Source organism: Alteromonas sp. AWJ4_197 (assembly GCF_056160285.1).
Map to the genome: position 1 here is coordinate 359,560 of NZ_JBSWWW010000004.1, position 22,002 is coordinate 381,561.

16 protein-coding genes are annotated in these 22,002 nt (G+C 49.2%); 11 read left to right on the top strand and 5 right to left on the bottom strand.

Features of this window, described 5'->3' with window-relative positions:
- Positions 1-44: 44 nt before the first annotated feature.
- Positions 45-2,480 carry a TonB-dependent siderophore receptor gene (locus ACXAGC_RS10850; protein ID WP_474844398.1) on the top strand — a complete coding sequence of 812 codons (2,436 nt, stop codon included), beginning with the start codon at positions 45-47 and terminating at the stop codon, positions 2,478-2,480.
- Positions 2,481-2,585: 105 nt separating this feature from the next.
- Positions 2,586-3,644 carry a purine nucleoside permease gene (locus tag ACXAGC_RS10855; RefSeq protein ID WP_474844399.1) on the top strand — a complete coding sequence of 353 codons (1,059 nt, stop codon included), beginning with the start codon at positions 2,586-2,588 and terminating at the stop codon, positions 3,642-3,644.
- 90 nt (positions 3,645-3,734) lie between these two features.
- On the opposite strand, the gene ACXAGC_RS10860 is transcribed toward ACXAGC_RS10855, so the two are convergent.
- On the bottom strand, positions 3,735-4,736 hold the full coding sequence (locus ACXAGC_RS10860) for an adenosine deaminase (RefSeq protein WP_474844400.1): 1,002 nt from the start codon (positions 4,734-4,736) through the stop codon (positions 3,735-3,737).
- 357 nt (positions 4,737-5,093) lie between these two features.
- Here ACXAGC_RS10860 and ACXAGC_RS10865 point away from each other — a divergent pair, with 357 nt between their 5' ends.
- Complete coding sequence (locus ACXAGC_RS10865; RefSeq protein ID WP_474844401.1) at positions 5,094-6,425, top strand: NCS2 family permease; 1,332 nt, start codon at positions 5,094-5,096, stop codon at positions 6,423-6,425.
- Positions 6,426-6,488: 63 nt separating this feature from the next.
- On the opposite strand, the gene ACXAGC_RS10870 is transcribed toward ACXAGC_RS10865, so the two are convergent.
- Entirely contained in the window at positions 6,489-6,932 is a 444-nt protein-coding gene (locus ACXAGC_RS10870) for a RidA family protein (RefSeq protein WP_474844402.1), read from the bottom strand.
- A gap of 135 nt (positions 6,933-7,067) precedes the next feature.
- Here ACXAGC_RS10870 and ACXAGC_RS10875 point away from each other — a divergent pair, with 135 nt between their 5' ends.
- Positions 7,068-10,655: a transporter substrate-binding domain-containing protein gene (locus ACXAGC_RS10875; RefSeq protein ID WP_474844403.1), complete on the top strand. Its 3,588-nt coding sequence runs from the start codon at positions 7,068-7,070 to the stop codon at positions 10,653-10,655.
- A 33-nt stretch (positions 10,656-10,688) separates the two neighbouring features.
- Here the strand turns inward: ACXAGC_RS10875 and puuE are convergent, their stop codons facing one another.
- Positions 10,689-11,609, bottom strand: coding sequence for an allantoinase PuuE (gene puuE / locus ACXAGC_RS10880; protein ID WP_474844404.1), 921 nt, complete (start codon positions 11,607-11,609; stop codon positions 10,689-10,691).
- Positions 11,606-12,259 carry a TetR family transcriptional regulator C-terminal domain-containing protein gene (locus ACXAGC_RS10885; RefSeq protein ID WP_119501618.1) on the bottom strand — a complete coding sequence of 218 codons (654 nt, stop codon included), beginning with the start codon at positions 12,257-12,259 and terminating at the stop codon, positions 11,606-11,608. Before ACXAGC_RS10885 ends, puuE begins: the two co-directional genes overlap by 4 nt.
- A gap of 456 nt (positions 12,260-12,715) precedes the next feature.
- Here ACXAGC_RS10885 and xdhA point away from each other — a divergent pair, with 456 nt between their 5' ends.
- The 7 genes from xdhA to ACXAGC_RS10920 are packed head-to-tail and all read left to right on the top strand — an operon-like array spanning position 12,716 to position 20,704.
- The gene (gene xdhA / locus ACXAGC_RS10890; RefSeq protein ID WP_474844405.1) at positions 12,716-14,155 is read left to right on the top strand and encodes a xanthine dehydrogenase small subunit; all 1,440 of its coding nucleotides are present in this window, start codon (positions 12,716-12,718) and stop codon (positions 14,153-14,155) included.
- Positions 14,148-16,505 (top strand): xanthine dehydrogenase molybdopterin binding subunit, encoded by a 2,358-nt coding sequence (gene xdhB, locus ACXAGC_RS10895; protein WP_474844406.1) that lies wholly within the window; start codon positions 14,148-14,150, stop codon positions 16,503-16,505. Before xdhA ends, xdhB begins: the two co-directional genes overlap by 8 nt.
- A complete protein-coding gene (gene xdhC, locus ACXAGC_RS10900) occupies positions 16,502-17,353 on the top strand; it encodes a xanthine dehydrogenase accessory protein XdhC (protein ID WP_474844407.1) in 852 nt (283 codons plus the stop codon). The genes xdhB and xdhC overlap by 4 nt, the downstream gene beginning before the upstream one ends.
- A complete protein-coding gene (uraD, locus tag ACXAGC_RS10905; protein WP_474844408.1) occupies positions 17,350-17,856 on the top strand; it encodes a 2-oxo-4-hydroxy-4-carboxy-5-ureidoimidazoline decarboxylase in 507 nt (168 codons plus the stop codon). The genes xdhC and uraD overlap by 4 nt, the downstream gene beginning before the upstream one ends.
- A 9-nt stretch (positions 17,857-17,865) precedes the next feature.
- Positions 17,866-18,189: a hydroxyisourate hydrolase gene (gene uraH, locus ACXAGC_RS10910; protein ID WP_474844409.1), complete on the top strand. Its 324-nt coding sequence runs from the start codon at positions 17,866-17,868 to the stop codon at positions 18,187-18,189.
- 11 nt (positions 18,190-18,200) lie between these two features.
- The gene (guaD, locus tag ACXAGC_RS10915) at positions 18,201-19,493 is read left to right on the top strand and encodes a guanine deaminase (RefSeq protein ID WP_474844531.1); all 1,293 of its coding nucleotides are present in this window, start codon (positions 18,201-18,203) and stop codon (positions 19,491-19,493) included.
- Between the two features lie 2 nt (positions 19,494-19,495).
- Positions 19,496-20,704, top strand: coding sequence for a urate hydroxylase PuuD (locus ACXAGC_RS10920; protein ID WP_474844410.1), 1,209 nt, complete (start codon positions 19,496-19,498; stop codon positions 20,702-20,704).
- Between the two features lie 17 nt (positions 20,705-20,721).
- Here ACXAGC_RS10920 and ACXAGC_RS10925 read toward each other — a convergent pair whose 3' ends face one another.
- Positions 20,722-22,002, bottom strand: a complete 1,281-nt coding sequence (locus ACXAGC_RS10925) for a GDSL-type esterase/lipase family protein (RefSeq protein WP_474844411.1) — start codon at positions 22,000-22,002, stop codon at positions 20,722-20,724.

Here is a 22,002-nt window from a genome sequence, read left to right on the forward strand (position 1 = left end):
TTTAAGCCGCCCGTAGAGGCTGATTACTAAAACAGAGGAAAAACATGAAACACACTCTTTTTGCGGTATCTCCGCTTGCTAAAGCCATTGCATTTGGCCTGGTTTTAGCCCCGGCGTCGGTATTTGCTCAGGAAGCAAATACCCCCTCCGATGAAGAAGTTGAAAAAATTGAAGTGACCGGTTCACTGGGCAGCTTACCTGGCCAGGACGTTGAAGCCGTATTCGGTTTCGGTAAATCAATTTTAGAGACACCGCGTTCGGCTTCAACCATCAGCTCTGAGCAAATGGAGCGTTTCAATGTGTCAGACATTGATGAACTTGTGGCCTTCGCACCGGGTACATTCACCCAGTCATTCTTCGGTGTTGCAGGTTCACTGGATGTGCGTGGTAACCCGGGTGAAGCTTATTTCCGTGGCATGAAGCGTCTTGATAACCCGGGTAACTATCCGACTCCTATCGGTGCATCAAGCCGTATCGATATTGTTCGTGGTCCTGCTTCTCCTATCTACGGCCCGTCTAAAATTGGTGGTTACCTGAACTTTAACCCTAAATCAGCCCGTGCATCATCCGGTCAGTATCTGGATGCACCTACCGGCGCTATGTCGTATACCCACGGAACATGGGATAAAAGCATTGTAACTGCTGAAGTTGGCGGTCCGGCTTCTATCGCAGGCAAAGAAATGGGTTATTACGTATATGGTGAAGTTGAGAATTCAGGAAGTTATTACGAAAATTCAGCCACTGATCAATCTATCCTGCAGGCTTCATTCAACATTGATTTAACTGATAATCTGCGTGTTGAATTCGGTGGCATGTACCATAAGTACGATGGTAACCAGGTAGCAGGCTGGAACCGCCTGACTCAGGAACTGGTAGACAACGGTACTTATATTACCGGTACTGCTCAACCTCTGGATACAGACGGTGACGGTTCTATCTCCCATGAAGAATACGGCGCAGTGAATCTGGCGGGTAACAGCTTCTTCTATGTACCGGCAGCTTCTTTCACTGATTCAGAAGCCACAGAGTTGATGGCGCTGGAAAACGTGGGTACTACCACACTAAGTGGTTCACAAACGCTGGTAGCGCCTGACGACCAGCTGGTCAATGAAGCCAACACCTTCTATTTCGATGTTATCTATTACGCTGACAGCTGGGAAATTAAGAACCAGTTTTTCTACGACGGCTATGACAACATCAACGAAAATGCCTACGGTTTCTCTCAATTCCACGACAGCTGGGTAATTGAAGACAAAGTAGTATTCTCTACGGAATATGAAACCAACTCACTGCTTGCACAGTTCCAGGTATCGCCTTCAATCCGCTATACCGACTTCCTGCACGGTGATGATTTCACTTATGAATATTTCAACCGTCGCGATCTGACCATGCCGTCTTCTGCACTGGACCGCCGTTTACTGGCAACCCGCAGTGGCATGAACTACGACAACTATGACGAAGGTAACTACCTGGACTTAGGTTTTGCAGCAATGACAGACCTGACCTGGGACTTCGGTCTGAACATCGTATTGGGTCTGCGTTACGATACCATCGATATTGAATCTACTTCACGACAGGATCTGTTACTGCCGGGCGCCCGCCTTGAAGGAAACGAAGGCACACCGGTGTATGAGGAAGAAACCGTTGATGGCGTATCCTGGAACACCAGTATCTCATACACTACCCCATGGGGCCTGATCCCGTACATTACTGTGGCTGAACAGGCGACACTGGTTGCCGGTCAGGGTGCTGAAATTACCGTGGGCCAGCTCAATAATGCTGATGGCAGTGGTGCATTTGACACGTCAGATCTGTTCGAATACGGTATTAAAGGTTCATTCCTGGACGACAGCCTGTATTTTGCATTATCTGTATATGAGCAGGAACGTACTGACTACAACAGCCAGGCCATCGTAACAAATGCGACAACTCACAACGAAGGTGTCGAGTTAGAACTGCGTTGGGTAGTCAATGAAAACCTGGTTGTTTCTGCCGGTTACACCAATGTTGAAGTTATCAACCTGACTGCCCGTGAAAATGGCAGCCAGTTTGGCTTCCTGGGTCTGGAAGATCTCACCGGTCTGGAAGATCCTTCACTGGTACTGGGTGGTAACGTTATCGGCCTGAACCTGGTTGGTGAAGGTACAAGCAACCCGAAAGCCAAGAAAGCCGGTATTCCGGATAACATCTACACACTGACAGCCACCTATGACTTCCAGAATGGTTTTGCCAGCAGTGTCAGCATCATTGATGCAGATGAAGCACCTTCCGGTTTCTCAGGTTCAGTGATGTTGCCAGCCTACACGCTGGTGAACGCAGGTCTGTCATACCAGACAGAGCAGTGGGATATTAACTTCACTGTTAAAAACTTAACGGATGAGCGCTACTTCCGCGCGAACTTCCCTGACCTGTTCGGCAGCCAAATCGTCTTGCCTGAACTGCCTCGTCACTTCAACGTGAAGTTTGGTTATAAGTTCTGATCAAACTGACACGTACCGCAACGGCATGCATTCGCATGCCGTTTTAATATGTGCAGTACCTTCAATTTATTCTGAGGCGATTGCTGCATCAACAAGGAGTTATTTGTGAAAAATACTGTGTCAGCCATCCTTGGTTTCTGCCTGCTCAGTCTTACCACCCTCAGCCACGCTGCTGCCCCGTTAAAGGTAAAAGCCGTGGTCGTTACGATGTTTGAAATCGGTGAAGACGAAGGTGACAAAGCCGGTGAATTTCAAATGTGGAAAGAACGTTATGGCCTGGATACCCGTTTTCCTTTCCCCCAGTCTTTCCACGACATCTACGCCAATGAAGATAAAGGTGTGCTTGCCATCGTAACAGGTATGGGCACAGCACGTGCTTCTGCAGCCATTATGGCACTGGGGCTGGACCCCCGTTTTGACTTAACCGAAGCCTACTGGCTGGTTGCCGGTATTGCCGGTATGGATCCGCAGGACGGTACAATCGGATCCGCAGTCTGGACACGCCATCTGGTGGATGGTGATCTTGCCCATGAAATTGATGCCAGAGAAATATCTGCTGACTGGCCTTCAGGCTATTTTCCCTTATTCGCTAACGGCCCGCAAACCGATGCAGGCCGCCCGGCTGTTAACGGCGAAATGTACAAGCTGAATACCGGTTTAAGTGAATGGGCATTCAATATGACGAAATCGTTGAAACTCATGGACACTGAAGCCATGGCTGAATTGCGTGCACGTTATAAAAACTATCCCAACGCGCGGACCACGCCAAAAGTCATGATCGGTGATCATCTGGCGGCTTCCACTTTCTGGCATGGTAAACTGCTGAATGACTGGGCTAACGACTGGGTATCATTATGGACCCGTGGTGAAGGCAACTTCATGACTTCCGGTATGGAAGATACTGGCAGTTACCAGTCGATGATTTATCTGGACCGTGCGGGTAAAGCCGACAAGAACCGTTTTATGGTGTTGCGCACGGCAAGTAACTTCACTATGCAGCCGGAAGGACTGACCGCCGCAGAGAACCTGGCGATGGAACGTGAAAACGGCGGCTATGCGGCAATGGTACCGTCGCTGGAAGCGGCCTATCTTGCTGGCAGTACAGTGATAAATGAGTTGGTTGAAAACTGGGATAAATATCAGAAACACATCCCGGGAGAATAAACGGCCCGCTAAACCTGAACGTCAGGCAATAAAATGAAAAACGGCGCAGTCATTACTGCGCCGTTTTTGATTGTTGATCCCGCTGTCGTGCTACTGCACTGCATCCACTGCATTATGCCAGTGAAGTTTTTCTTCCTCAGACAGGAAACTGGCCGTAAAACTGTTTTTCACCAGCTTACGTAACTGCTCTTCATTCATCCCCAGTGCAGATTCCAGTGCGTCAAAGTTCTCATTCATGAAACCACCGAAATACGTAGGGTCATCAGAATTCACTGTTACCAGCAGTCCTTCTTCCAGTAACGACAGAATATTGTGCTTCGCCATATCATCTATGACACACAGTTTCAGGTTACTCAGCGGACAAACTGTCAGGGGGATTTGCCTGTGTTTGATGAGCGCCAGCAGCTCGTCATCTTCGCTGCACCGCACACCGTGATCAATCCTGTCGATATTGAGCAGATTGATAGCTTGCCAGATATACTCAGGCGGCCCTTCTTCACCGGCGTGGGCAACGACTTTAAAACCAAGGGAGCGGGCCTGACTGAAAACCCGTTCAAATTTTTCAGGAGGATGTCCCAGTTCCGAACTGTCCAGACCCACAGCATCAATATTGTCGTACCAGGGCTCGGCATCCTGCAATGTCTGAATGGCCGACTCTTCACTCAGATGGCGTAAAAATGAGAGGATAAGTTTCACACTCATTCCCCAGCCTTCCTGCGCCTCCCTGATGGCTTTCAGGAAACCCGTCATAAATGTCCGGTAAGATACATGACGTTCCGTGTGAGTTTGCGGATCAAACATGATCTCAGCGTGAACAATGTTTTCTTCCTTACATTTCAGCAGGTATGCCATCATCAGTTGATAGAAATCGTCCTCAGTACGCAGCACATCCGCACCGGCGTAATACAAGTCAAGAAAGCTCTGTAAGTCTGAAAACTGATAAGCAGCTTCGATATCCGCAACAGACTGATACGGCAATTCTACGCCATGGCGTTGTGCCAGCTCCCACATCAGAGACGGTGACAATGTACCTTCGATATGTAAATGCAGTTCTGCTTTAGGCAGTGCACGGATTAACGTTTTTAGCGACATAATGGATTTTCCTCTCCGTTGGCATAACGGCAATGCACGGAGTATTTTTTCTTAGCGGTTTGCACCAAAATAACACACTATTGCACTCGTGGTGCAACTTCACCTTTTGTCGTGACAGTATTGTATCTGTAACAACTGAAAATTTGCTACAATCCCGCCCCTTAAGTTTATGAAATGCCTGCTCCTTTCCGGCACCGCCTTCCATAAACTTCCGGCAAATCAATCACTGGCCGGATTGCACTACTGTATCAAGCTGAAAAGCAAGCACAAAACGAACCATTTCTGACTAAGTGGTCAGGATTTTGCTTTATCCGGCTTCAGATAATACGCATAAATAGAATAATCCGGGGAGACCCCATGTCACACGCTTTATTAGAACGCCTGTTTAAGCTGCAGGCACATGGTACAAATGTTAAAACCGAAGTCATCGCCGGTTTAACAACCTTTGCTGCGATGTCTTATATTCTGGTCGTAAACCCGGGCATTCTGGGGCTGAGCGGTATGCCCGTAGAAGGCCTTATTACTGTTACCGCCCTCGCCGCGTGCGTGGGTAGTTTGCTGATGGCTGCCATGACAAATTACCCGGTGGCACTGGCTCCCGGCATGGGCCTGAATGCGTTTTTTACTTTTACCATTTGTATGGGTCGTGATGTCCCCTGGGAAGCGGCGTTGGGTATCGTATTCTGGAACGGCATCTTGTTCCTTCTGCTCACCTTGACCGGCGTCCGGACGAAGGTTGCAGAGGCTGTGCCGCCCTCACTGAAAGTCGGCGTGCAGTGCGGTATCGGTCTGTTTATCGCTTTTATCGGATTAAAAAATGCCGGTCTGGTGGTGGATAATCCGGCGACGTTCGTCAGCTTAGGAGATTTATCCGATCCTGCTGTACTGCTTGCTTTTGCCGGTATTCTTCTGACCATCGTGGTAGTAATGCGTAATGTTACAGGGGGCATTCTGCTCTCTATCATTATTCTTTCCGTTGCCGGTGCGTTCATCCCGTCCGGTGACGGTTATCTCACCAACCATCCCGATGCTTTCTTTGGCATGCCGGATCCTATTGACGATACTTTCTTTGCTATGGATATCTGGTATCCCATCGAACATTTTGGTGAAACCTGGGACCTGATTTTTGCATTAATGTTTGTAAACATGTTCGACACTATCGGCACCCTCATCGGCGTGTCCCGACGTGCAAATCTGCTGGATGAAAAAGGCAAATTGCCTAAAATTGGCAGTGCGATGACCGCTGATGCGACCGCCAGTGTAGCCGGTGCAGCACTGGGTACATCACCGGTCACCAGTTATGTGGAGTCGGCTGCGGGTGTTTCCGCAGGAGGCCGGACAGGTTTAACTGCCATCGTTACTGCACTGTGTTTTCTGTTAGCGTTATTCCTGACTCCGCTGATGAAAGTCATCCCTCTCATGGCAACGACACCGGCACTCATCATGGTGGGGATCCTGATGATGGATTCCATCCGCCAGCTTGATTTCGATGATCTCGGCGCTTTGGCAACCGCTTCCGTAGCCTTGCTGGCAATGCCGCTAACATTCAGTATTTCAGAAGGTATTGCATTGGGATTCATTACCTATGTGGTCACCATGGCCGGCAGTGGCAGATACAAAGAAGTGAGTAAAATAACCTATATTCTCGCGCTGGTTTTCCTGCTCAGATACATCTTTGATTTGAAATAAAAGAAAAAGGAGTCCCTCTGCGGACTCCTTTGTGTTCTCAGCCCACCGTCGCGGGCAACGCGTTTATTCCATGTGCTTGTAGCCCATACATTCCACTTCCAGCATAGCTCCCATCGCCAGACCGTCAGCGCCGAAAGCGCTGCGCGCAGGTAACTTGCCTTTTTCAAAGTAGGTGACGTATACCTTGTTAAAGTCTCCCCATTGATTGATGTCGTCAATCATTACCGTGCATTTAAAAATATCATTCATCGTCAGGCCGGCAACCGCTGCCGCCGACTTAACATTATCCATGACCTGGTGGGCCTGCGCCGTCATGTTATCGGCCATTTTTCCTTGTTTATCCAAAGGGAGCTGACCGGACAGATACACGGTGTTGCCCACCTGAGTGGCAACAGAGAAAGGCGCATCCGGCGATGCAGAGGCAAAACGGGTAATACCCGCTGCCATGGAACTGGTTACCAGAGGAAGAGTGAGAAGTAAGGTGACCAGACTGCGAGTTTTAAACATACATTTTCCTTGATGAAATAGAAGTACTGTCAGCTTTTAATTAAACCTTATCTAAATAAACTTTTAATTTTTGATAAGTAGAACTATGTTTAAAAGTTAGCAACAGGGATACAAGTCAAACAGACAGGATTAATCGTGCAGTGCAAAAATCCGGGAGCAGGTACATTCATCAAATGTGAATACATACCGTTTTTTATTCCGTCTTTTTTATTATTTCTGATCTGTTTACCATTCTTTGCACCGGCACAGGATGCAAAGATTGCGCCTTCTGCAAACAACATCGACCTCGCCCCTCTGAGAATCGCTTTACTCATCCCTGACAGCACCCCGTTCTGGAACAGAGTTGCCAGTATAAGCAGGCGGGCCGCTACTGATCTGGGAATTGAGCTTGCCATTTATCCCTACGCTCTGTCGGCTGATAAAATGCGTGAGCAAGCTGAGAAAGCCCTCAACAGCAATGTAGACGGTCTGATATTCCAAGTGTGGACTGGTGCCGAAAAAGACGTGTTAACTCTGGCTGAAGCACACAAAGTACCTTCAATTTTAATTAATAACCGCATGCAGGATACAACCCTTAAGCCCCGCAAGCAGTTCCGGTATTGGATTGGCAGTATTACGGCCGACGACTATTCCATTGGCGAGCGATTAACAAGTGCTCTTACCCGGCATACACACCTCCATCGCAAACGCGATACCCACCGGATACTCGCCATTGGTGGTGACCCTGTCGATGCATCGTCCTCCCGCCGCCTGAGTGGATTAGATGCATACGTTGCCAGACATTCAGAAATCACCCGCGTCCAAAAAGAATATGCTTACTGGAGTGACGAAGAAGCAGGCCGGATATTTGAAGAAGCGTGGCTGAATGACCCTAATATTACGGAAGTTTGGTGTGCCAGTGATCTTATGGCAAAAGGCGTGGCGGATAAAATAGCTGAAATGGGGATCGCTGACCCGCCGGCAGTCGGCGGTGTCGACTGGGATACACCAACGGCTGACTATCTCGAATCAGGCCAGATAGTGGTCAGTATAGGTGGTCACTTTATGGATGGCGCCTGGGCAGTGGTGATGTTGCATGATTATCTTAATGGAGTGGATTTTGACAGCCAGAGAATTGAATTTGATTCTTTAATGATTACAGCGACACCGGATGATCTCACCCGTTACCTGCCCTTTTTTCAACTGCAACCGGACGGTATTCATTTTGACGGTCGCTCACTGATCAGAAACCCGCGCCTGATCAGCCACGATTTTACCATCAGCGAGATCCTGAACACAGATGCCGTTTCAGAACCGCTCCGGCTGACTGACCAGGAAAAAGCATGGTTAACGGCAAATCCGGTGATAAACGTTGCAGGTGAAACCAACAATGTGCCATTCAATTACACAGATGAAAGCAACAACAGCACAGGTTTTGCCATTGAGTTGCTGCGCTATGTGGCCAGCCAGACAGGTTCGCAAATTCATATAATCCGCAGTGACAGCGCCGAATACCTCAAAGAGGCTACCGCTAAGGGGCAAATCCATGTGATGCCGGTGATAAATCCAAAAGATACCCGGCCCGATAGTCTGCTGCTGTCCGACAGTTATTTGTCTTTATCGCAGTATTTTTTTTCAAGACCAAATACAGCGCAAATAAGTCGTCTGCAGGATACCGGAAACCGCACACTGGCAGTACCTGAAGACGATGAAGTCCTTGCGGCCCGTGTATCCCTGTTCCCTGAACTTCGCATTATCGAAGTGCCGGATTTAGAGGCAGCCATTATGGCTGTTTCCTCAGGACAAGCGGATCTGCTAGTCAGCAATTATGCATCTGTCGCCTGGTATCTGGACAAACATTTTATCTCCAATATTAAAGTGAATGGTCTTCTGACTGAAAATGGCCATGCGGAACTTCATATGGCTGCCGGTCCTGAGGCCGCACCGTTTATGCAGGTTGTGAATAAAGCCCTCGCCACAATGCCAGCCAGTACGCGCAGTGCGCTGATTTATAAATGGCTGAGAGAAAACTCCAACGATTCATTTTATGCCGTAGAGCAAATCAGCCTGACAAGAGAAGAGCGTGACTGGTTAAAAACCAAAGACACCATAAGGTTAGGCGATGACTTTAAAACCCGACCGTTAAGCTTCCTTAACAAAACCGGAGACTTCAGTGGTTTAAGTGCAGATTTCATCCGACATTTTACCCGCCAGTTAGGAATACCGGCAGAACTGACCATAACTAAAACCGGTGTGCCGGCAGAGCAGCGTCTGAAAGAAAAGTCTCTGGACATCATGCCGGCTCTGATTAAACCTCTGCAGCCTGCCACAGATATCCTTTATACCGATCCGTACTTGCTTTTTCCTGTGGTCATAGCCACCAGCACCAGTCAACCGCCGGTAAACAATCTGTGGCAACTTGCCGGAAAAGAAGTAGGCATTACGAATAACCATCTCGCAGAGAAGCTGGAAAAAGAGCACGCAGACCTCACATTCAGACGCTTTAAAACAACTGGTCAGGCGTTCTCTGCGCTCTCAGCCGGTAAGATTGATGCTGTACTGGGCAATCTTGCGGTGATCAGTGCAGCAGCGGCTGACAGCGAAAATCAAAGCTTTGCAATAACCGGAGCCACTGGTTATGCAGACGAAATAGTCATTGGCGTAAGAAGTGACTGGCCTGAATTTGTCAGCATGCTGAATAAAGCCATTGCCGCCATGGATATGCAGGAACGGGAAGCGATAAAGAATAAATGGCTGCGTGTGAACGTTGAGATCGGCACCGATACCCTGACCATTGTTATGTGGGCGCTGCCTGCCACTCTACTGGCCTGCTCTGTCATCTTTTACATCTATTTGTCGAACCGAAGGCTGAGCCAGGCTAAAGCCCAGATATCTGCCAGAACAAAAGAGCTGGAGAATACGAATCAGTCTCTTGAAGACACACTGTCAGAACTGAAATTTTCACAAAAACAGATGCTTGAACAGGAGAAAATGGCATCGTTAGGCAGCCTGGTCGCCGGCGTATCTCATGAAATTAATACGCCCCTTGGCATATCGGTAACGGCAATCAGTCATGTTGAACACCTCCTCGCAGAACTTGAACAGCGTTTTGACAGCAACAAGGTGACCAAAACCTTCATGCAACGGTTTATCAAAGAAGCGCAGGAAGGCAGCCTTGCCACGTCACTGAATCTATCCCGTGCAGCAAACCTGGTAAAAAGCTTCAAAAACATCTCTATGGACCACAATCAGGATTCAGTGAGAACCATTGAACTTGACCAGTATCTCAATGAAGTCCTCACCTCGTTACAGCCGCAGATCAAAAAGTCTGGTCATGAAATCGTGTCCGGTTGCGCAGAAAATATTGTCAGTGAGACCAGACCCGGTGCCATTGCACAAATTCTGACAAATCTTATTATGAACTCCCTCACCCACGCCTTTTCATCCAATGAAAAGGGCATGATTACACTGCATGCCAGACAAATTGGAAGCACCATTGAGCTGATTTACAGTGATAACGGCTGTGGTATGAATGAAGAGCAGTTAAAGCGCATCTTTGAGCCTTTCTTCACCACTAAACTGGGTGCTGGCGGCAGCGGGCTTGGCGCCCATATTATTTATAATCTTGTCACCAATGCTCTTCAGGGGACAATAAAAGTGGAAAGCTCTCCGGGTATGGGAGCCAAATTTGTGATTTGTTTTCCGGTCAGACTGAATCAAACAGATAACGGCGTCACAGGCTGAACCGGTAAGACGCCGTTATGCAGTCAAAACACTTTAATCTCCGCTATACGGGAAGTGTGTTTGCCAGTGTTTTGCAATCTCTTCCCGCGTTGCCAGCCATACCTTGTCGTGACTTTGCACGTATTCAATAAACCGCTTCAAAGCTGCCATACGGGCCGGACGACCCACGATACGGCAATGCAAGCCGATGGACAGCATTTTAGGCTGGCTGGCGCCTTCTTCGTAGAGAACATCAAAAGCATCTTTCAAATATTCAAAGAACTGCTGACCACTGTTAAATCCCTGCGGCGTGGCAAACCGCATATCGTTGGTATCCAGCGTGTAAGGCACCATCAGCAGCGGCGCATCGTTTTGGGTATCGTAGTAGGGCAAATCATCCGCATAAGAATCTGCGCAGTAGAGAATATCATCCCGCTCTGCAATCAGCTTTAACGTGTTGGGGCTGGTGCGGCCTGTATACCAGCCTGCAGGTTTTTTGCCGGTGAGTTTTTCATGCAGGTTTACCGCTTCTTCAATTTGCGCCCGCTCGGTATCAATATCCATATCCTGAAAATGAATCCAGCGCATGGCATGACTGGCGATTTCCCAACCGGCATTCAGCATTGCCTCAACCGCTTCCGGATGACGCTCCATTGCCATCGTTACGCCAAATACAGTGACCGGTACCGCTTTCTCTGTCAGCAACCGGTGCAGACGCCAGAAACCCGCTCGGCTGCCGTATTCATAAATAGATTCCATACTCATGTGGCGGTCAGGATACGGCTGCGCACCGACAATTTCTGACAGAAAAATTTCTGAATGGGCATCACCGTGAAGCACGCAGTTTTCACCACCTTCTTCGTAATTCAGGACAAACTGTACTGCAATTCTGGCTTTACCCGGCCACTGTGGATCAGGAGGATTGGCACCATAGCCTTTCAGATCACGGGGATAACTGTTGCTAACATCACTCATGCTGTCACAATCCTGTATTTTTCCGGTACCGTTAAACCACAACCGGTTAACGTAACGGTTACCAGATGTCTGGTGGCTTCTTCAAAATCTGCTTTTTTCATTTTCGCGCCGCGAAGACGGGTAATTTGCGTTGAAAAGTCAGCGTAGTGCTGGGTGCTTGCCCAGATATTGAAAAGCAGATAATGGGGGTCAATGGCCTGCATTTTCCCCTGCTCTGTCCAGGCTTTCAAAATAGCCACACGACCGGCCATCCAGTCGCTGTGTTCATCATCAAAATAGTGATTCAGGTTTGGCGCACCATTGATAATTTCCATGGCAAAAATCTTCGAAGCCAGCGGGTGTGTTCTCGATAACTCCATTTTTTCGGCAATGTAATCTGCCAGCATTTGCGCAGGATCATCATCTGCAGTGGCTTTATCGAAACTGGAATTCCATAACGACATGGTTTCCTTGAGGACTGCCAGATAAAGTTCCTGCTTGGACTTGAAGTAATACAAAACATTGGTTTTAGGGAGTCCTGCTTTATCTGCTACCTGCTGAACAGATGTCCCTCTGAATCCCTGAGCAGCAAATGCTTTCTCTGCTGCTGCCAGAATGATCGCCCTGTTACGGGCTCCCACACTGGCATCCACTTTTGATGCTTGAGTCATGACGCCTTTTTGTTCCTTTTGAAATGGTCAAACCTGACTATTCAGTCATAGTGCCACAGTTGCTTAAATCAGTGATAAATTTTTCATTTATAGAATATTCTTGCGCGTATAAAACATTGCGCATACATCTTGCAGCGATTTTTTAAACAAAGGTCAGACGGGCTTTGTAAGGGTGAGTAAAATGCTGCGTACTCATTTTTTAAACAGCTTCTGAACAGCAGTTTGTTAACAGAACCTGATTTTTAGCCGCTGGCGATACGCTGACTAAAGAACAACCAACTTTGTTGGTGCGCACCATAAAAGTGCACAAAATCGTGCAAATTGCACCGCAAAAATACACGCCACTCGCAATGGCCTTTTTTTAACACAAAAATCTGACCATATGGTCTACTTTTTAATTTAGAATACAGATATAGTAATGCATTCAAGCATTTTGAAATCTACATGGAGTTCGGTATGGTCCGTTTTCTGTTGAACAATGAACCTGTCGAATTGCAGGTGAGCAACCCGAATATGACGGTGCTGAATTACCTTAGGGAACAGCAACGAAAAACGGGGACAAAAGAAGGCTGTGCAGCCGGCGACTGCGGCGCCTGTACGGTAGTGGTTGCCAGTCCTTCAGACGATGGTAACAGCCTTAACTACACCACCATCAACAGCTGTATAGCGCTGATGTCTTCGCTGCACGGAAAACAGCTTATCACCGTAGAAGATTTGGCCTCTTTGCAAGCACAGCATCCTGTTCAGACTGCGATGGTGAAACATAATGGTTCCCAGTGCGGCTTCTGCACGCCGGGTTTTGTGATGTCGGCCTTTGCTTTTTACCATTCTGATAATGCTCCCGAACGGGAAAATGTGATAGACGCCTTATCCGGAAATCTTTGCCGGTGTACAGGTTACCGTCCCATTATTGATGCCACCATTGATGCCTGTTCAAATAAAACCGCAGACAAGTTCGATGCACAACAGGCAACAACCCTTGCCAGGTTAAATGCGCTTAGCCGGGAAGACGTCACAGAGGACAGTCAGTTACTTATGCCTGACAGCCGCGAAGCATTGAAAAAAGCCATTGCCGGCAACCCGGATGCAACGCTGGTTGCCGGCAGTACCGACCTGGCCCTTGAGATCACGCAAAAGCATCAGTCTTTCAAAACACTCATCAGTTTAAGTCAGATGCGTTGCCTGCAGGAGGTTGACGTTACCGAATCGCATATCATTATCGGCGCGGCTGTGCCTTTGTCCCGGGCAATGAAAACGCTGGTGAGCCACTATCCGGCATTAGAGGAATTATTCACCCGTTTTGCTTCTCTGCCTGTGCGTAATCAGGCAACCATGGGCGGAAACGTTGCTAACGCTTCCCCCATCGGCGATACACCGCCACTGCTGCTGGCGCTGAACGCTGATATTGTAGCGGATAATGGCAGCGAAACCCGCAGCATTCCGGCAAACGCTTTTTTTACCGGCTACCGCCAAACTGCACTGCAAAGCAATGAATGGATCAGCGCCATTCATATCCCCTTACCTCAGCCGGACCAGCATCTGGCTGCGTATAAAATCTCGAAGCGGATGGAAGATGATATTTCCGCCGTGCTTGCCGTATTTAACGTGGGGATCAGCGATGGTGTGATCACCTCTGTTACCAGCGGATTCGGTGGTGTGGCAGCCACACCTGTGGAGTGTACCGCTTTAGCGGCGTCTCTGGTGGGTAAGCCCTGGCGCGACGCACAAACACTGTCAGAGGGGAAAAATCTTTTGACGCACGCTTTTAATCCTATTGATGATATACGCGCTACGGCAGCATACAGAAAGCAGGTCTTGGGCAATTTATGGCACCGGTTCTGGCTGGAGAATCAGCAGGACAACCTTATTCCGACGCGGGTGGTACATCATGCGTAAACTCATTCAAACCCCGGCTGTTGCAGACGCCCGTCAGGCACCGGCATCCAGTCCGTTAGGTAAAAACAAAGCACATGAAAGTGCAGAACGTCAGGTAAGCGGTCAGGCAAGGTATGTGGACGATATGCCCGAACCGGCCAATACCGCGTACGCAGCCATCGGCGTAAGCAACTGCGCTGCCGGTGAAATTGAACATATTGATTTACAGGCCGTCCGTGACAGCGAAGGTGTTATTGATGTCATTACCGTCAGCGATGTACCCGGACATACTGATATCGCGCCGGTATTTGACGGCGACCCTGTGCTTGCAGACAAGCAAATCCTGTATCACGGCCAGCCTGTTTTTGCAGTATTAGCCACAACCACAGAGCTTGCCCGGCGTGCAGCACTTAAGGGCACCATTACTTTGAAGCCGGGATCTGCTGTGCTGTCAGTGGATGAAGCCCTTGAGAAACAGTCCTTTGTGCGCCCTACCCATGCTTTCGGTAACCCGGACGCCATCCATACGGTTAACGCTTCACCTTACAAAGTGTCCGGCAGCCTGAACATTGGTGGTCAGGAACACATGTATCTGGAAGGTCAGGTTTCACTGGCTATGCCGGAAGAAGAAGATCGCATGATGATTTACACCTCCAGCCAGCATCCAAGCGAAGTGCAAAAACTGGTGGCAGAAGTGCTGGGTGTAAAGCTTCACCGGGTGGCGGTTGATATGCGCAGAATGGGTGGCGGTTTTGGTGGTAAAGAAAGCCAGGCCGCACAATGGGCGTGTATCGCCGCTATTCTTGCGCAGCGCAATCAGCGCGCAGTGAAATGCCGCCTACCCCGTTCACAGGACATGAGTGTCACCGGCAAACGCCACCCCTTTGAAAACCACTGGCAGACCGGTTTTGATGAAGCCGGCATTATTCAGGGCGCAGATATCACTGTTAACGGCAACTGCGGTTACAGTGCTGATTTGTCTGATGCCATTGTCGACCGCGCCATGTTTCATGTGGATAACGGCTATTTTTTAGGTGACAGTCATGTTGTCGGTCACCGCCTGAAAACTTCTTATGTATCCCATACCGCTTACCGCGGATTTGGCGGTCCTCAGGGCATGATTGTGGCCGAAGCCATGATAGATGGTATCGCCAGAACCCTAAAAGAAGACCCGCTCACTATCCGCAAGCGTAACCTCTATGCCAAAGCGTCGGGTAATATCACCCCTTACGGCATGGATATTGGCGATAATCTGCTACCGGAAATGATTGGCCAACTGGAAACATCTTGTGAATACTGGCAGCGCAGAGAAGCGATCACCGGTTTTAATCAGTCCAGTCCGGTAATAAAAAAAGGACTGGCTCTGACGCCGGTGAAATTTGGTATTTCGTTTACAGCCAAACACCTGAATCAGGCCGGTGCGCTGGTGCATATTTATACCGATGGCAGCGTCCAGGTCAATCATGGCGGTACGGAAATGGGCCAGGGACTTCACACCAAAATTGCCCAGATTGCAGCCCATGAATTTGGTATCGATCTCGCTGATATTGAAGTTACCGCTACACGCACTGATAAGGTGCCGAATACCTCACCTACCGCAGCATCATCGGGCACCGATTTGAACGGTAAAGCCGTACAAAACGCTTGTCTTGAGTTAAAAGCCAGACTGGTTTCCTTTTGGGCAAAACAAAAGGGCCTGCCAGCAGAAGAGGCAGTGTTCGCCGACGGGCACCTGATACTGGGTGATGAGCGTATTGCATTTTCAGAGCTCATTCAGGCGGCTTACATTGGCCGGGTTTCTCTGTCTTCAACGGGCTATTACAAAACCCCTAAAATTTTCTACGACCGTGCCACAGGTTCCGGTCGTCCCTTCTTTTACTTTGCTTATGGTGTTGCCGCATCAGAAGTCACCGTAGATACCCTTACCGGTGAATACAAAGTGGACCGCGTAGATATTCTTCATGATGTGGGCGCCAGTCTGAATCCGGCTATCGACAAAGGCCAGATCGAAGGCGGCTTTATTCAGGGCATGGGCTGGCTGACATCGGAAGACCTGAAATGGGATAAAGAAGGAAAATTACTGTCGAGTAACATGGCGACCTACAAAATCCCTGCCATTGGTGATACACCGCCGGTGATGAACGTGGATTTATTCGACCGTCCTAACGACGAAGACAGTATTTATCATTCAAAAGCGGTGGGCGAGCCCCCCTTTATGTTGGCAATATCGGTGTGGTGTGCGTTGAAAGATGCCATTTCATCACTCAGTGATTACACCGTTGACCCTGTTCTGCCGGTGCCTGCTACCCCGGAAAATGTGCTCAATGCCATTACTGCTTTGCAGCAGGCTGAAGCGGAGACATTATCATGAGACATCCCCGTAACTGGTTTGATGCCGTAAGCTGGTGCCACAGGCATGCACAGGGCTATGTGCTGATCACCGCGCTCACAGTGGCGGGTTCTGTGCCAAGAGAACAAGGCGCGAAAATGGTGGTTACCGGCGACTGTCAGTTCGATACCATTGGCGGTGGTCATCTGGAATTTGATGCGGTAAAAAAAGCCCGTGCTTTTTTAGCCACCGGCCAGTCGCAACAGCATATCGAATCCTACCCGCTTTCAAGTAAATTAGGACAATGCTGTGGCGGAGCCGTTAAGGTACTGTTTGAAATCAACGTCAGCCATTGTCAGACACTGGCCATTTTCGGTGCCGGACATGTTGCTCAGGCGCTGATCCCTGTTCTGGCACAACTGCCTCTGAATATTAAGTGGATAGACAGCCGCCCGGATGCCTTTGCAGAACTGGATGTGCCGCCAAATGTGACAATAGTCTGCGATCCCCAGCCCGAAGGTGAAATCCCACTTCTTCCGGCGGACAGCTGGCTGCTTATTCTTACTCACGATCATCAGCTGGATTATTTACTGGCAGAAACTGCGCTTAAGATAAATCAATTTCCTTATGTGGGCATGATTGGATCTGACACAAAAGCCAGACGCTTTCGTACCAAACTCGCCCATCGCGGACTTGGCGAAGCTGCAGATAACCATTTTGTTTCACCGGTAGGTAACCTGACTATTCCGGGCAAAACGCCCATAGAAGTTGCTGTGTCGGTCAGCGCTCAGATTATTGAACGCCTGCACAGCCGGCCGGCGCCCGTTGCACCTGACGTCACACAAAGCCGTACGCTGGAAAACGATAACAAGGATAACGTATCAGCATGAACGTAAACACGCTAAACGCCCTGCCCTGGCAGGACGCCATGCGCTGGTTTTCACAAACCTGTGCAGCAGAAAAATGGGCATCCATGATGACGGACAAACGCCCTTATTGTGATGTGGCCGATATACAAAATCACGGGAAGGCAGTCTGGGAAACCATGGAAAAGGACGATTTGTTGCAGGCATTTGCCGCCCACCCCATGATTGGTGACATTAATTCATTACGCAGCAAATATGCCAGCACCCGCGCTTTAGCTGCCGGAGAACAAAGCGGCACTGCTGACGCTGACGATGCCACACTTTATGCACTGAAAGAAAAAAACGAAGCGTATCTGGCCAGGCACGGCTTTATTTTTATTATTTGTGCCTCAGGTCTGCCGGCAACAACTATGCTGGAGGCGCTGGAAAACAGGCTGAACAACAGCACGGAAGAAGAGCTTAAAAATGCCGCAGCAGAGCAGATTAAAATTACCTGCCTGCGTATCAGCAAAGCGATTAACAGTTAAGGAACGGTTATGATTTCTTTATCCAGTCATGTTCTGGACACCACATCAGGTAAACCCGTAAGCCAGTTACCACTGACACTGACTTTTCCCGACGGAAAACAGGTTAATGGCATGACTGACAGCGACGGTCGCTGTAAAAGCTGGGGTGACGCAGATTTCTCTCAGGGGACTTACTCACTACGGTTTCACTGCCGGGATTACCTGACGGAACAACACGGCGAAAGCTTTTACCCGTTTGTCGATATTGCTTTTACCATGCAGGAAAGTGGCGGTCATTATCATGTACCTCTGCTCATTTCACCCTTCGGCTTCAGCAGTTACCGGGGTAGTTAGTGAGTAATACGATTCAACTATTCCGTGCGAAGATACTGCATTTCCCGCAGCAAACAGATTCACCGCAACAGGATGCGGTGTGCTACCCCGACGGCGCTCTGGCGGTTCGAGACGAGCGGATCCTGGCTATTGGTAACTTTGCCGATGTAGTGTCCGACTACCCCGATGCCACATTGCACGATCACAAAAATCACTGGATCATGCCGGGTCTTATCGACAGCCATCTGCACTTTCCGCAAACAGAAATGCTGGCCTGTTATGGCGAACAGTTACTTACCTGGCTGGAAAATTACACCTTTCCCACCGAAAAGAAGTTCGCCGACCCCGACTATGCATCCGCGATGGCGGACGTATTTTTGCGTCAGCTTTTAAAAAACGGGACAACAACCGGCTTAGTTTACCCCACCGTGCACGCCGGTTCCGTTGATGCGCTTTTTGCTGCAGCATCAGCAAAAAATATGGCGATGGTAACCGGTAAGGTGTGTATGGATCAGAACAGTCCTGCCGGCCTCGCCGATTCGCCTCAGCAAGCGTATGAAGCATCACAGCAACTGATTTCATCCTGGCACAATAAAGGGCGTAATCTGTACGCGATTACCCCCAGATTTGCTCCCACCAGCAGCCGTGAGCAATTGTCTTTACTCGGGTCACTGGCCGCTGAACACAGCGACGTATTTATTCAGACCCATTTGTCTGAAAATCAGAAAGAAATTCAGTGGGTACAACAACTGTTTCCCGAACGTAACGGCTATCTGGACGTATATGACCATTATGGTCTGGTGCGTGAGCGCAGCGTGTTCGGACATTGTCTTCACCTGACAGAGCAGGAATGGCAACGCATGGCAGACGCGCGGGCGACTATCGCCTTCTGCCCCACGTCGAACCTGTTTTTGGGCAGTGGCTTGTTTGATTATCAAAAAGCGAAGAGCTTGAAAGTCCCCGTTACCCTGGCCACTGATGTGGGCGCAGGCACAACCTTTAACCTGTTCAGAACCTACGGTGAAGCCTACAAAGTGTGTCAGATGCAGCAACAGGCATTGTGCCCTTTAACCGGTTTATACCTGATGACCCAAGGTGCAGCCGTGGCTCATAAACTTCAGCACGAAATTGGCAATTTAAACCCCGGCACTTTCGCCGATTTTATTATTGTCGACCCCGCCTTTGATGAATTGACTTCCCACCGGTTACATGACCGCGATACCGCAGAAGAGGTGCTGTTTGCACTGTCCATGCTCGGTGATGACCGGATGATAATAGAAACACGGGTTGCCGGCACTGCGCAATACCGCAAAGAGGAGAGATAAGTATGGAAGGACTCGACTGGTTATCCCTTTTTGTCCGCTGGTTTCACGTGATTGCAGGCGTTGCCTGGATTGGCGCATCGTTTTATTTTATCTGGTTAGATAACAGTTTGCGCACACCACCTGAATGGAAGCGGGAAAAAGGTATTAAGGGCGATCTCTGGGCGATACATGGCGGCGGCTTTTATGAAGTCGCTAAATATGCCTATGGCCCTGAAAGCATGCCTGCGACATTACACTGGTTTAAATGGGAAGCCTATACTACCTGGTTAAGTGGCTTTGCCCTGCTAATCATCATTTATTACTTCGGCGCGTCTGCCTATCTTATCGATCCGTCAGTAAATGCACTGAGTCCGCAAACGGCAATTTTGTCGGGCCTCGGGATCATTTTTGGCGGGCTGGCCCTGTATGAACTGGCATGCCGCAGTCCGCTGGCTAAATCGCCCAAACTGTTTGCACTGTTTCTTATCATGATGATTTGCTTTGCCAGCTGGCTGACCACCCAGCTGTTCAGTGGCCGGGGCGCTTATATTCATGTAGGCGCACTGGTGGGCACCATCATGGTGGCAAATGTATTTTTAAACATCATGCCCAATCAACGAAAAATGGTTGCAGCGGTGGCAGCAAAAGGTGAAATCGACCCTGCCTGGGGCGCCAGCGCAAAATTACGCTCTGTACACAACAACTACCTGACGTTGCCGTTACTGTTCATTATGATCAGCAACCACTATCCGATGACATATCAGCATCCGCAAAACTGGCTGGTACTCATTGCCATCATGGCCCTGTCTGCCTGGATAAGACACTTTTTTAATTTGAAACATCAGGACATTAAAAAGCCGTCTATTCTGGTATCCGGTGCGGCGGGCATGTTGTTACTGGCAATTTGGGTATCTATGCCCGTCAGCCAGCAGGAAAACAGGGCAGCGGCTTCAGCGCCACAGAATGACCAGACGGCACTGTCTGCTGATGACAAAGCCGTTCAGACGCTTATTACCACGCATTGTACCAGTTGCCATGCTTCAAGCCCCACAGATGATATTTTCAAGGTTGCACCTCTGGGAGTGAAATTTGACAGCTGGCAGGATGTTAAGCGTTATGCGCCGCAAATTTATCAGCGCTCAGCCGTAAGTAAAGACATGCCCTTTATGAATAAAACCGGCATGACAGACGAAGAACGTCAGGTCATTGCTAAATGGTTCAAAGCGCAATAAAGCAAAACGCCCGCTTTTCAGCGGGCGTAGTTCAAATCCTTCTTTTTCAGCGCAGAAAACCAGGGAACAAGCGCCTGTGCCCAAAGCCGGTATCCGGCTTCATTCGGGTGGAGTAAATCGGGCATAATAGCTTTACTCAATATATCGTCTTCGCTCAAAAAAACATTGTTAATATTGATGTAGGAAACGCCTTTTTCTTTAGCAAGATCTTTCAGAAGACCGTTTGTTTTCTGATTATTAATCCGTTCGGGAGACGTGGCATTTTCTCCCCTGGGAAATATGCCGGTAAGTAAGACAGCACTGTCCGGCATTTTCTGCTTTATCCGGTCAATAATGTGACTTATACCACTGGCAATATGTTCCGGTGGTTCCATCCGGTGACCCGTATTGTTGGTGCCGATCATAACGACGGTGATAGCCGGAGACAGGCCGTCTAATTCACCCTGTTCAATGCGCCAAAGCACATTTTCGGTTCTGTCGCCGCCGAAACCCAGATTTAACGTGGGAACATCCGGAAAATACGCTTTCCAGACGGTTGCCCCCTTGTCTTCCCAGCCATGGGTAATTGAGTCACCAATGAGCACAACCTCAGGCCGGATGATCTGCTTTTCTGCCAGTTTCTGTTGATGGCGCTTCATCCACCAGTCATCAGCCCAGAATGCCCGCAGCGGGGCCGGCGTAATACTTTGGGTATCCTGGTCCGGACACAGGATATTTCCCGGCTCATTCGCGGTAACTTTTACCCCTGACACCGCAATATCACCGGACCCGTAAAAGAATAATCTGAAAGGCTCACCCACTTTTGAAAAGTCGGCAAATTTGCCTGAAAAACACTGAACCGGGATGCTAACGTGCTGCCATCCTGCACCTTGCCATTTTACTGCGTCAGGCCATAAATCGACGACATAGTGGCAGTTTTCACCGCAATCTATGCCCGCCTGCAACCCGGCCTTGCTGACATCATCTACCCGTAAGTCAAACGTCAACGCTGCCGGTTCAGGTAACTGATTCAGGTTAACCGGGCTGTTCACTTTTAGATAAGCCCGCCCCTGCCAGGCTTCAGTAAACACGAGCCTGCTCACCGGTTGTCCGGCCGGATGACTGCTTTCCTGTGTAACGGTCACTCCGGGGATTTCAGTGGTGAGGCCGGATACCGCCACGCTCTCACCGCCGTTTTTTATCTGCAAATCGGATAACGAAAAAGTGAGTTCTTCCGGTGCTTCATGGGTGTCAACACTCCTTTGCGCCGCACAGGCGCAAAGGAGCAGTACCCCGCTAAGACAAATTAACGTCCGCAT

What these genes read in the sequence shown, in the direction of transcription:
- ACXAGC_RS10850 (WP_474844398.1), top strand. Translation starts at nt 45, where the DNA reads ATGAAACACACTCTTTTTGCGGTATCTCCGCTTGCTAAAGCCATTGCA.
- ACXAGC_RS10860 (WP_474844400.1), bottom strand. Translation starts at nt 4,736, where the DNA reads ATGTCGCTAAAAACGTTAATCCGTGCACTGCCTAAAGCAGAACTGCAT.
- ACXAGC_RS10865 (WP_474844401.1), top strand. Translation starts at nt 5,094, where the DNA reads ATGTCACACGCTTTATTAGAACGCCTGTTTAAGCTGCAGGCACATGGT.
- ACXAGC_RS10870 (WP_474844402.1), bottom strand. Translation starts at nt 6,932, where the DNA reads ATGTTTAAAACTCGCAGTCTGGTCACCTTACTTCTCACTCTTCCTCTG.
- puuE (WP_474844404.1), bottom strand. Translation starts at nt 11,609, where the DNA reads ATGAGTGATGTTAGCAACAGTTATCCCCGTGATCTGAAAGGCTATGGT.
- ACXAGC_RS10885 (WP_119501618.1), bottom strand. Translation starts at nt 12,259, where the DNA reads ATGACTCAAGCATCAAAAGTGGATGCCAGTGTGGGAGCCCGTAACAGG.
- xdhA (WP_474844405.1), top strand. Translation starts at nt 12,716, where the DNA reads ATGGTCCGTTTTCTGTTGAACAATGAACCTGTCGAATTGCAGGTGAGC.
- xdhB (WP_474844406.1), top strand. Translation starts at nt 14,148, where the DNA reads ATGCGTAAACTCATTCAAACCCCGGCTGTTGCAGACGCCCGTCAGGCA.
- xdhC (WP_474844407.1), top strand. Translation starts at nt 16,502, where the DNA reads ATGAGACATCCCCGTAACTGGTTTGATGCCGTAAGCTGGTGCCACAGG.
- uraD (WP_474844408.1), top strand. Translation starts at nt 17,350, where the DNA reads ATGAACGTAAACACGCTAAACGCCCTGCCCTGGCAGGACGCCATGCGC.
- uraH (WP_474844409.1), top strand. Translation starts at nt 17,866, where the DNA reads ATGATTTCTTTATCCAGTCATGTTCTGGACACCACATCAGGTAAACCC.
- ACXAGC_RS10920 (WP_474844410.1), top strand. Translation starts at nt 19,496, where the DNA reads ATGGAAGGACTCGACTGGTTATCCCTTTTTGTCCGCTGGTTTCACGTG.
- ACXAGC_RS10925 (WP_474844411.1), bottom strand. Translation starts at nt 22,002, where the DNA reads ATGCGGACGTTAATTTGTCTTAGCGGGGTACTGCTCCTTTGCGCCTGT.